Origin of the sequence: Gimesia sp. (genome assembly GCF_040219335.1) — a bacterium.
Lineage (GTDB): Bacteria > Planctomycetota > Planctomycetia > Planctomycetales > Planctomycetaceae > Gimesia.
The window spans coordinates 1-12,241 of sequence record NZ_JAVJSQ010000018.1 but is presented as its reverse complement, the minus strand read 5'-3'; the positions used below and the strand labels follow the sequence as shown (position 1 = coordinate 12,241).

The 12,241-nt window shown below is 52.2% G+C and carries 7 protein-coding genes; 5 read left to right on the top strand and 2 right to left on the bottom strand.

Annotated features, from left to right (window positions below; genetic code table 11):
- Positions 1–134: 134 nt before the first annotated feature.
- The gene (locus tag RID21_RS14730) at positions 135–1,031 is read left to right on the top strand and encodes a LysR family transcriptional regulator (protein WP_350190061.1); all 897 of its coding nucleotides are present in this window, start codon (positions 135–137) and stop codon (positions 1,029–1,031) included.
- 77 nt (positions 1,032–1,108) lie between these two features.
- On the opposite strand, the gene RID21_RS14725 is transcribed toward RID21_RS14730, so the two are convergent.
- Positions 1,109–1,687 carry a hypothetical protein gene (locus RID21_RS14725; RefSeq protein ID WP_350190059.1) on the bottom strand — a complete coding sequence of 193 codons (579 nt, stop codon included), beginning with the start codon at positions 1,685–1,687 and terminating at the stop codon, positions 1,109–1,111.
- 559 nt (positions 1,688–2,246) lie between these two features.
- Here RID21_RS14725 and RID21_RS14720 point away from each other — a divergent pair.
- Positions 2,247–3,800 carry a hypothetical protein gene (locus RID21_RS14720; protein WP_350190057.1) on the top strand — a complete coding sequence of 518 codons (1,554 nt, stop codon included), beginning with the start codon at positions 2,247–2,249 and terminating at the stop codon, positions 3,798–3,800.
- A gap of 120 nt (positions 3,801–3,920) precedes the next feature.
- Positions 3,921–5,405 (top strand): neutral/alkaline non-lysosomal ceramidase N-terminal domain-containing protein, encoded by a 1,485-nt coding sequence (locus tag RID21_RS14715; protein WP_350190055.1) that lies wholly within the window; start codon positions 3,921–3,923, stop codon positions 5,403–5,405.
- 71 nt (positions 5,406–5,476) lie between these two features.
- On the opposite strand, the gene RID21_RS14710 is transcribed toward RID21_RS14715, so the two are convergent.
- Positions 5,477–6,832, bottom strand: coding sequence for a DUF1501 domain-containing protein (locus tag RID21_RS14710; protein ID WP_350190053.1), 1,356 nt, complete (start codon positions 6,830–6,832; stop codon positions 5,477–5,479).
- Between the two features lie 305 nt (positions 6,833–7,137).
- Here RID21_RS14710 and RID21_RS14705 point away from each other — a divergent pair, with 305 nt between their 5' ends.
- Entirely contained in the window at positions 7,138–10,200 is a 3,063-nt protein-coding gene (locus RID21_RS14705; protein WP_350190051.1) for a PSD1 and planctomycete cytochrome C domain-containing protein, read from the top strand.
- Positions 10,201–10,204: 4 nt separating this feature from the next.
- Complete coding sequence (locus RID21_RS14700) at positions 10,205–11,665, top strand: DUF1501 domain-containing protein (RefSeq protein WP_350190049.1); 1,461 nt, start codon at positions 10,205–10,207, stop codon at positions 11,663–11,665.
- Positions 11,666–12,241 lie beyond the last annotated feature (576 nt).

The following is a 12,241-nucleotide window of genomic DNA, read 5'->3' as shown; positions in this document are numbered from 1 at the left end:
CACCAGCGCAGCGGCCATTTTAGTTGTTGAAATCAGAGCCTCAGGTAATACAAAGTTATTTGACTAATGAACGATAGAAAATCGATCTTGATTCCGTGACGATAGCCTCATTTTATTCGCTTGGGAAAGAGAGCATGGACTGGCTGAATTACCATCACTTACAAAGTTTCTGGCTTGTCGCACGAGAAGGGAGTGTTCGTGGTGCCAGTGAGATCCTGCATGTCTCGCCCTCCAGCGTTAGCACCCAAATCAGACAACTGGAGCAGGCCTTTGGAGTTTCTCTGGTCAAAAAGCAGGGCCGTGGGCTGGTACTCACTGAAACTGGTGCTCAGGTTGCTGAGTATGCCTCAGAAATTTTCTCAACAGGTCGAGAGCTGATGGAGCTCATCAAAGGGAAACCAATCGGAAAACCCCTGGAACTCCGGGTGGGAATCCGCGACATGATGCCGAAACTAGTAGCATTCCAGCTTCTGCAGCCTGCCCTCATGCTTGATGAACCGATCCGTCTCGTTTGCACAGAAGCCGAAATGCCGCGCCTGGTTGCAGATCTGGCCATTCACAAGATCGATGTCATTCTGACTGACACCGCACTCGATCCTGTTTACAAGGTAAAAGCGTTCTCTCACCGTTTGGGGGAGTCAGACGTAGTGATCATGGGTACGAAGGAACTTGCTCAAAAATATTCCCGGAATTTCCCTGCCTCGCTCGATGGTGCCCCTTTCCTGCTGCCCACAGATGAGAGTGTCCTACGCCATGCAATGGATCAGTGGTTCCGTGACCTGCACCTGACCCCGGTTATCAAAGGAGAGTTTGCAGACAGTGCGATGTTGAAGATTGCAGGCCGCAATGGATTGGGACTGTTTGCAATCCCTGTCCAGATCCAGAAAGATGTTTCTGATATTTATGGCTTACACACAGTTGGTCTGGCAAATGGTGTCAAAGAACAATTTTACGCAGTCTCTGTAGAAAGAAAACTCAAACATCCAGCTGTGATCGCGATCTGTGAAAATCCCCTGCAAAACTGCCTGTGACTGGAGGCTTCATTGATCCATGATTCTTCCAGTCACAGAGCAGCCTGATTTTATGCTGTGCTTACAAAGACAATATCTCATGTCTCATCCAGTTGGAATGTTTGCTTGATTCGTTCCAACAACTCCTGCTCTTCGCGGCACACCGAACCCAATCCCCAAAAACCTCCTGAGGCCAGTGACACACGTTCTGCCATCTTGTAGATGGTATGTCCAATTGTCTGTGTATGTCGTAAGCCGATTTGCTGCATCCTTGCGCTGACAAAATCCTCCCATATCTGCCACAGATCGGCGTCTGGTTTCTCCTCCAACCAGGAACGGAACAGGTTCACTGAAGCTGCATGACCAGAGAGCTCAAAGGGAAATACTGACTGCAGAGCCGCCTGAGCTTCCTGTGAACTGACCGAACCACTCGCCCAGGCCGCCATGGCGATCGGAAACATCTGCAACGCAGGCACGTTTTCAGCTCGAATTCCCCGCTTCAACATGCGTTCAATCAAATCATCATCCTCAATTGAACAGGCGCGGGAAAGTCGCGTTTTCTCCTGCTTCCAGAATATATCTTTTTTAAAACGATCACGAATATACTGTTCGGTGGGACAACATCTTAAATCAATTAATTTCTGCAAATTACGACCGGTAGTTTTCGTTGCAACCATTCTCCACCTCACTTTTTTTATTGTTAAAAGATGGTAGTAAGAAGCCCTTTCCATAAACGGCTCGGTCATCATACGACAGAAATGGTTGACTGTTTGTTTCATTATTCCATATGAATTGTTCTGTTTTATTTAACTATCGCTTCCAAGCTCGATGAGCGCTGAAAACTCACATAATTCGTATTTTTCAGAAAAGCTATATCTCTCTGGTTTGCCGGGGGTACGCCTGAAACAAACCGAAACATTTGGGAAGTCTTTGAAACTTTTGCGTAATTGCGTATCGGATTCTGGAAGCGCGCTGACTCCTGGAAACTTTGATTTTATGGGATTTGAGTCAAAGCAGGAGATGCCCCTGTTTAAGGACAAGAAACTTCGCAGGCTAAAACCTGTGGAATGGAGCAATTAGCAGATGTGGATAGTCTGAAAATCATGAGGGGAAGATTTGCCTGCCTGCCCGTCTTCAAGTAACATAAAGAATGATCTATTTGACTGTTGATTCATTCTTTAACAGGCTTTCATCAGTTTCCTTGAACTTCGGCTTCGTCGTAGAAAGCAAGCAATAATGTCTAAACTCTTCTCTCTGATGAGTCTGGTTCTGGCTGCAGGACTTGTTTGTGGAACCGGACAGGTATTCGCGGAATCTAAGACATCGGTCGACCGCATGGCAGGCCCGGTTAACGGCCCCTGGCGGCGACTGTTCCTGGATGCGATGGTCGTCGAAGAATCGCAGGAACTGGAGCGGGTTTTCCACGCTGCCAAAAAACATGAACAGAACCCGGTCCTCATTGCTGATCAGCCTTGGGAAAAAACGGGACGCTACCCGGGCCCCTACCTCTATGGATCGGTGATGTCGGATCAGGGCAAACTCCGGATGTGGTACCGTTGTTATACCCCTCAGGAAATTTTCTGCCATGCAGAATCGGAGGATGGATTTCATTGGACCAAACCGGAACTGGGACTTTACGAACACAATGGTTCCACCTCAAACAACATTTTCCTGGGGCCAAAATCTGACCTGAGTGTTCCCGCAGACCTCAAAGATCCGCTGTCTCGCTTCCATACGGCCATGGTCTTTAAACAACCGGGAAACGTTCCCGCCGATCAGCGTTACCTGTTATTTGGGTATATGTTGCGGCCCTCCCGGCACAGGCTTGCATTTTCTGCCGATGGACTGCGCTGGAACTTTGCTCCTGAGACGGCCCGGAAAGGCCTGATTCCGGGAGGTGATGCGACCACTTACGGTTACGATCCCTATTCGCAGCGTTACATCGCCATGCGTAAGACAGGCAGTTCCGGACTGGCCGGTCACCGTGGAGGCCGCGGGCGGGCTGTGGGTATCTCCTGGTCGAAACCAGGTAACGTACTGGACTGGACTACCCCGGTCTCAGGCCCGGTGCTGGTCCCGGATGACCTGGATCCGGATGCAACCCAGTTCTATAACGGCCCTGTGTTTGCTTACCAGGGAATGTATATCAGTCAGCTCTGGGTTTTTCACGCGCGGTGGTTCAAAGAGGGTCCCTACACGGACCAGAAGATGGCGGAAGCCGAAAAAGGCAGCCCCGTAACGACCGATGTGCAGCTGGCCTGGAGCTGGGATCTCATCAACTGGACTCGCACTCCGGAGAGAAAACCATTCATCGAACTGGGGGATCGTGAACAGAACGAATTTGACTGTGGTTCGATTCACACTGCCGTCGCTCCCGTTGTGGTGGGGGATGAACTGTTTTTTTATTACGGCGGTGCACGCGGCCGATACTTAAATCCCCGCAATCACGCCATTGGTCTCGCGAAACTGCGGCTGGATGGTTTCTGCTCTCTGCAGGCAGGAAACAAAGAAGGCTGGTTCATATCACGTCGGGAATCGCTGAAACAACCAGTCGTGACAATCAACGCCAGAACTGGCCCCCGGGGTTCAGTCGTCGCGGAGATCCTGGACCGGCACAACCAGGTACTTCCTGGCTTTTCACGAGAGGAATGCATCCCCTTCTCGGGAGACGCCGTAGCATATGAATTAAAGTGGCAGACCAAATCCCTGGCCCCCGACCTGATGGAAGGAGACAAGAAAATTCGATTCTTTCTCAAAGATGCTGATCTCTATTCCTACTTACCCCATTAAGCCTGAAAAACGCAATGCACGCTTAAGAGAAACCTGATAAATGATGATTCACGGGACTCGCTGTTATCGATGGCGAACTTGAATAATCGATTGGTTCCCCTCCGACATAAAGGCCTTCAAATGATTTTCCGAGCCCTGCTCCTGTCACTGTTAATTCCCGTTATCGCTCATGCCGAAGCAGAACCGCAGGGAGTATTTCGTGCGGGCGCAGCGGTGAGTAATATCACTCCGTTTCTGGGGACAGATCTGATTGGAGGCTTTAATCCCCGAGGTTCGATCCATATCCACGACGACCTCTTTGCACGCTGTCTCGTTCTGGACGACGGTTCGACTCAACTGGCAATCGTCATCATCGACAATGTCAAATTCCCTACGGAAATTCATTTACCAACCAAACAACGGATCCAGCAGACTTCGGGCCTGCCTCCGGAGAACGTCCTGATTGCCGCAACACACACCCACTCGGCCCCCAGTCTACGCGGGACCAGTTACCTTAAGCTCAATGAACCGCTGGATGAATACCAGCAGTTTGTGATCCGCCGGATTGCCGATGGTGTGCAACGCGCCATCAATAACCTGGAACCGGCACGCATTGGCTGGGGAACCGGCACATTGCCCCAACACGTTTTCAACCGTCGCTGGCTGTTGAAACAGGAGCAGAGTGTGACCAGTCCATTTGGTGAGGAAGAACGCGTTGCCACAAATCCGGGAGGACTGCTCTCCCAAATTGAAAAACCCGCGGGACCGGTCAATCCAGGGGTATATGTATTATCCGTGCGTTCCCAGGCCGGTCATCCTATTGCATTATTAGCAAACTATTGGCTGCACTATGTGGGCGGTGTAGGGACAGGACATATTTCCGCGGATTATTTCGGGGTCTTTGCCAGGGAACTGAACCGGTTACATGCCGTACCCGGGCAGGATCCGCCCTTCGTGGGAATTCTGAGTAATGGCGCCAGTGGCGATGTGAATAATAATGATTATGCGCATTACAATCAGCCGGGACGGAAACGATATGCACGCTATGAAAAAATGCAGGAAGTCGCCTCGGACCTGACTCGTGAGGTGATGCGAGTCGAAAAAAACATTTCGTATCGCGACTGGGTACCACTGGGTGCTGCAGCACAGACGATGACACTCAACCGCCGCCGTCCGTCAATGGCCCAGGTCTGGCGCGCCAGAGACTTGATCCAAAACGCACCGCCGATCGCAGAACAGGACCGAGATCTGTCCCGTCGCATGGTGTTTGCACGCCGTGCACTCGAAGCAGAGCTCTGGCCCGAAACTGCGGAGGCTTACGTCCAGGCACTGCGAATTGGTGATCTGGGTCTGGCAGCTTTGCCATTTGAAACTTTTGTTGAAATCGGTTTCGAGATTCAGGAACAGAGCCCTTTCAAGCAGACTTTCGTTTTCGGTCTGGCGAATGGTGATCTCGGCTATCTGCCGACTCCACGTCAACATGAACTGGGTGGTTACGAGACCTGGCTGACAGTCTCTCATGCCGAAGTCAGCGCCTCTCCCAAACTGGTCAAGAAGCTGACAGCACTGCTGGGCCGACTGCATAAGGAACCTCACATTCCCAACCCCACAGCGAATGGCCAATGATCCCATTCCCCGGTACAGGCCCCTTCACTGAATTCAGACCAGGCTGTTGACTATACGCAGTCAAAAGCAACTTAAACCAACTCTTGAATCGGCTGAGCGGGATCGACCAGATAGGTTGGACGTCCTGATAGATCCGTGACGGTAACGGTATTCACGTCAATCCCCAGATTATGATACAACGTGGCAAATACTTCGTTAAAACCAACCGGACGATCTTCGACATGTTCTGCGAAACGATTCGTCGAACCGATCACCTGACCGGTTTTCATCCCTCCGCCTGCAAGCATGGCACATGAAACTTTCGGCCAATGGTCACGTCCGACCTTGGGACTGATTCGGGGGGTACGGCCAAATTCTCCCCAAACGACCACTGACACATCCTTATCCATCCCCCGGTTGCGTAGATCCTCCAGTAATGCGGTCAATCCCTGGTCGAGCATCGGAAAATGTTCTTCCTCATGCTCGAAAATGGTTCCATGAGGTTTACCGTGCCAGTCCCAGCGTCCATAGGCCAGAGTGACACAACGCACTCCTACCTCGACCAGACGCCGCGCCATGAGAAAATAATCATTCAATAAAGGCCCGGCATCCCCATAGCCGGCAGGTTTAGTTGAACCTCTCCCATAACGATCGCGTAACCTGGGATCTTCTTGCGAAAGGTCCAGTGCCTGCGCCAGTCTGCTGGAGGTGAGAATTCCAAATGCCTGTTTTGTATAGGCATCAATCCCCTGCATCTCTTCGATCACTTCCGCCTGGCGACGCATGTTGTCGAGTGACGCTAACAACGATTTACGGTCATCCAGACGTTCCGCATTCACACCATTGAGCACCATGTCAGCCTTTCCCTCTGCAGTTGGCTTGAATGGGGCATGCGCAACTCCCAGAAAACCGGGCTGCCCTGCATCCGACCAGGGTGAATGACGCATTTTCGGTGAGAGACCGATAAAAGCCGGTACGGCGGGATCGGCCGGTCCCTGCAATTTAGAAATCGTCGATCCCAGAGAGGGCCAGCCTCCCTGTGGCTGGCGATTCGACTTTCTGCCAGTCATACACTGGAATGCAGCATGTCGCCCTTCGGCACCTACAATTGATCTTATAAATGCAAACTGATCAGCCATGCGTGACAAACGAGGCATTAATTCACAAACCTCGATGCCGGACACGTTGGTCGCGATGGGCTCCCGAGGTCCCCGGATTTCTGCCGGGGCTTCCGGTTTTAGATCAAACCAATCCTGATGGGGTGGGCCTCCTGACAAGAAAACCATGATAACTGATTTATGGGAATCCTGTTTTCCGGAAAGATCCTGTGCCCTCAATATTTGTGGCAGAGACAGGCCTCCCATTCCCAGAGCACCAATCTGCAGAAAATTCCGTCGCGAAACGCCATCACAAAAACGATGCTGATTACCACTGGCAATAGTTAACATAGAGTCTTCTCGCAGTAAGTAAAGAAAGCCGGAGGCGATACTTTAACGGGAATATTCTCAACTGGTCCGAATTGATGTTAATCGAGACCTGCGAACATTTCAATATATTTTGATATATCAATCAGGCAGGCTACATGTGTGGCTGTGTTCTGAAGCGATCAGAGTGATCGGAATCCAGGCGCTCGGTAGATGCAATTAACTTTCTCTACCATCTGCAGCATCCCCCTGATATATTGCATAAAGAAAATTTTATTTCTCTTATGTCGCCAGCTGTGTTTTTGAGTATCACTCCGGGGATCTGTCTCGTGAACGCAATCAAGATGGTTCTGATCGTCATTCCGATATCCTTGTTGACGTGCGTTGCGCAGGCGGAAGAATCAGTCGAGTTTAACCGTGACGTCCTCCCGATTCTCTCGAACCATTGCTTCACCTGCCATGGCCCTGATTCGGCAACACGGGCAGCCGGTCTGCGTCTGGATCGTCAAGAGTCGGCCATCGGCAGCGCTGACTCCGGCCGGAAAGCGATCATCCCCGGCAAAGCGGATGCCAGCGAACTCATTCAGCGGATCACTGCAGAGAACGAAAGTGATCGCATGCCACCAGTGGATGGTCCGAAACCGCTGAGTGCAAAACAGATCGCGATCCTCAAAACCTGGATTGACCAGGGAGCTGAATACGAAGCTCACTGGACCTTCAAAGCACCATTGCAACCAGAGATTCCCCAGCCCCGTAATACCACCTGGCCGAAAAACAAGATCGATTTTTTTGTACTGGCCCGCCTGGAACGGGAAGAATTACAACCAGCCCTGACGGCCAGCCGCGAAACATTAATTCGTCGCGTAGCCTTTGATCTGACCGGCCTGCCACCCACGCTACAGGAAATCGACGCATACCTTGCCGATCGTTCTCCAGACGCCTATGCGAAAATGGTAGATCGCTATCTCGCCTCCCCTGCCTACGGCGAACACATGACAAGGCACTGGCTCGATCTGGCCCGTTATGCCGACAGCAACGGCTACCAGTATGATACGGAACGCGAACAATGGATCTGGCGCGACTGGGTCATCAATGCCTATAACGAAAATAAACCGTTTGATGAATTCACGATCGAACAACTCGCGGGTGACTTATTGCCAGACGCTACGGATCAGCAACGCCTGGCAACCGGTTTTAATCGAAACCATTCAATCACCATCGAAGGTGGCATCATTGATGAAGAATATCGTACCGAATACGTGATGGATCGCCTGGTGACCACCGGTGAAGTCTGGCTGGCGCTGACTATTGGCTGTGCCCGGTGTCACGACCATAAATTTGACCCCATCTCGCAGAAGGAGTTCTATCAGTTATACGCTTTCTTCAATCAGGTCCCTGAACGAGGCATGCGCGGCTTCTCACCCAAACAACGCATCCCGTCTCCACTAGCGAGAGAGGAACAGCAGAAGTTCGCAACTCAGCTGGCGCATCTGCAGGAGGAGTTGAAGAAACCACTCGACATTGATCAGCATTTGAATCGCTGGATACAACAGCTCTCTGCGGATCCTGAACATGGCTGGACCGTGCTGGAGCCTCTGACCATGGAATCGTCCGGCGGAACCACGCTCACCCGCCTTCCCGATCAATCGATTCTGGCCAGTGGCGCCAATCCCCGACACGACGTCTATGAAATCACTGCTCAAACCAATACGACCAGTCTCACTGCAATCCGCTTGGAAGCACTCACGCATGAGTCACTGCCCGGCGGAGGACCGGGCCGGCACAGCAATTCCAACTTTGTCCTGAGCGAACTGGAACTGACAGCGGTTTCCATCAAGGATCCCTCACAAAAACAAGTCGTCAAATTCAGCAAGGCCATTGCCGACTATTCGCAGAATCAATACGAAATTGCACACGTCATTGACGGCAGTGTATCCGGTAACAACGGCTGGGCTGTTGACGGACCGTCCCGCAAACTACCAGCAACGGCCATGCTGATCGCGGAGTCTCCGTTCGGATTTGCAGGAGGTACCGAATTACAGTTCCGTCTGCGGCACGAAGCCAACTTTGCCACTCATGGAGTAGGACGCCCCCGCTTATCCATCACCAGTGATGTGCCCGGGAACCTGCAGTTCCATGGGATTCCCGCTGACATTCGTCAGATCGCAGCCAAACCACAACAGAACCGTACAGACAGCGAGCAAAAAAAACTGCGGGAATATTTCCTGTCCCATCACAATCCCAGACAGAAATGGGAACAACAAATCGCTGAACTCAAAAAGCAGCAGCAGGCAGCGATCCCGGAAACGATGATCATGCAGGAGATGGCTCAGCCACGGGCAACTTACCTGCTCGATCGTGGACAGTATAATGAGCCCCGCGAGCAGGTCAGCCCTGATGTTCCCGCGATCTTTCCCTCCCTGCCCGCAACAGCCCCCCGCAATCGTCTGGGATTCGCCAGGTGGCTTGTTCACCCGGAGCATCCCCTGACCGCGCGTGTTGCGGTGAATCGTTACTGGCAGCGAGTCTTTGGACTGGGACTGGTCAAAACTGCGGAAGATTTTGGCGTGCAGGGGGAATTTCCCAGTCACCCCGAGTTACTGGACTGGCTGGCCCTGGAATTCATTCGCAGCGGCTGGGATATCAAACAGATGCAGCGGTTGATTTTGAATTCAGCGACCTATCAGCAAACGTCACACGTCGGCCCCGATTTGTATATACGGGATCCGGAAAATCGACTGCTGGCCCGCGGCCCACGCATGCGGCTGGCTGCTGAGGAGATTCGAGATGCCACGTTACGGGCCAGCGGCTTACTCGTTGAACAGGTCGGTGGAAAAAGCGTCTATCCCTATCAACCTGCAGGACTCTGGCTGGAATTAAATAACCGCCCGAATTATTCCAAAGAATATCCACAGGGAACAGGCGAAGACCTTTACCGACGCAGCCTTTATACTTTCTGGAAACGAACCGTCCCGTCTCCCATGCTCAAAACACTTGATGCCCCGGGACGGGAATTCTGCACCATTCGCCGCTCTCGAACCAATACGCCACTACAGGCATTACTCCTGTTAAACGGTCCCCAGTTCGTCGAAGCGGCTCGAAAACTGGCCGAGCGGATGTTGTCTGAAGGGGGCCAGTCCGTTGACCAGCAAATTCAATATGGTTTCCGCCTGGTCACTGCGCGACACCCCACTGCTGCTGAACTGACTCTCTTCCGCTCAGCTTATGAAGCTGACCTGATGTTCTACGCCAGAAATCAGCCGGCGACACAACGTTTACTAAAGGTTGGCGACTCTCCCTCGAACTCCAGCTTACCCCAGACAGAACTGGCAGCCTGCACCAATCTGGCTCGCTTGTTCCTGAATCTGGATGAAACGATTACGAAAGAATAACACGATGCGCTCCCCCTTGATTGAGTTACAACTGCAGGAGAACCGGCGTCAGTTTTTCGGACGTGCCAGTACCGGCATCGGCGTGGCTGCCCTGTCGTCATTACTCAATCGCGACCTGCATTCCAGCGAGACAACCAGCAGTGCTTCACGGATTGGTGGCCTTCCGGGGATACCCCACTTCGCTCCTAAAGCCAGGCGAGTGATCTATCTGCTCCAGTCAGGAGCACCTTCCCAAGTCGACTTGCTCGATCATAAACCGTCCCTCGAAAAACTGCATCTGACCGAACTGCCTGACAGCGTTCGCAAAGGGCAGCGACTGACGGGCATGACCGCCGGTCAGAAAAAATTCCCTGTCGTCAAATCCCCCTGGAAATTCCAGCAGCACGGTGAGTCTGGTACATGGATCAGTGAGCTGTTACCGCATATGGGAAAAGTTGCCGATGATATTTGCGTGATTAACTCCATGCACACGGAGGCAATTAACCATGATCCCGCCATCACGTTCTTTCAGTCAGGACATCAGCAACCGGGGCGACCAAGTATTGGGGCCTGGCTCAGTTATGGACTGGGAAGCGAAACAGAAAACCTGCCCTCATTTGTCGTGCTGCTCAGCAAAAACTCGTTTCACCAGGCCCAACCGCTTTATGACCGCCTGTGGGGCAGCGGCTTTTTATCCTCGAAATATCAGGGAGTCAAGTTTCGCAGCCAGGGTGACCCGGTACTCTACCTGAGTGACCCAGCCGGCAGCAGCGATTCACAAAGACGCGTGTTGCTGGATCGACTGGCAAAACTCAATCAGTTCCGCGCTGAGGAAATTGGTGACCCGGAGATTAATACACGCATTGCCCAATACGAAATGGCGTATCGCATGCAGACCTCGGTTCCTGAACTGGCCGATATCTCGGATGAGTCCGCCAGTACGCTCGAACTGTATGGTGACGATGTCAAAGAGCCGGGAACGCATGCAGCGAACTGTCTTCTCGCACGGAGACTGGCCGAACGCGGCGTTCGCTTCATTCAAGTCTTTCACCGCGGCTGGGATCACCATAGCAATGTCCAGAAGCACTTACCGACCCTGACCAGGCAAACCGACCAGGGATCAGCTGCACTGATTGCGGATTTAAAACAGCGCGGGATGCTGGACGAAACACTGGTGATCTGGGGCGGCGAATTTGGCCGGACCGTCTATTCGCAAGGGAATCCTCAATCGTTCGGCCGGGATCATCACCCGCGCTGCTTTTCGATCTGGATGGCGGGCGGAGGGATTAAACCCGGAATCACTTACGGGCAAACCGACGATTACTGCTATAACATCACAAAAAACCCGGTGCATGTACATGACTTCCACGCCACGATCCTGCATTGCCTGGGGGTCCACCACGAACAGCTGACCTATCGGTTCCAGGGACGAGATTATCGTCTGACGGACGTGCACGGAAATGTCATCCACGACATCCTTACATGACAACCAGAGTCACCCCCAGCTCACTTCTATCCAACAGATTCTCCACGGGAACACCAGACTCTACTGTTCATCCCAACCAGGAACCACCTGTTTCACACATCGCTGCTCCTATGCCATTTGTTCCTGCACTGCTGTTTGTCACGACATTCCCTGCATTTTTGCGCGAGTTCTCGCTCCGGGGAAAAACTCAGTTCTGTAAGAAACAATGTGCAGGGCATCATCGCTGTCCGAAACCATGTCCGATACGTTGTCCGACTATGTTCGATTCAGCAATTCCGAGCAAAGAGCACCGCCTCTTCCATATCAACGGCTGCTCACCAAAGTGGGCAGCTATTTTTCTTTCCTCACAGTCCCTGCGCTACTCTTATGGCAACCTCCCCTCTTTAGACTCTCTTTGATCAGCGTTTGTATGCAACCCCTTTCCCATTTCCAGTACAGTTCTGTCTCCACAACGGAACAAATTGCACTTGATCGTCACTTTCCGAATCGTATTCTTGTGTAATTCTGCTTCGCGCGCGAGGCGGATGAAGTGTGCACTGGAACCTGTCCCACTTGTGACTCAGAAGCACCTGAATC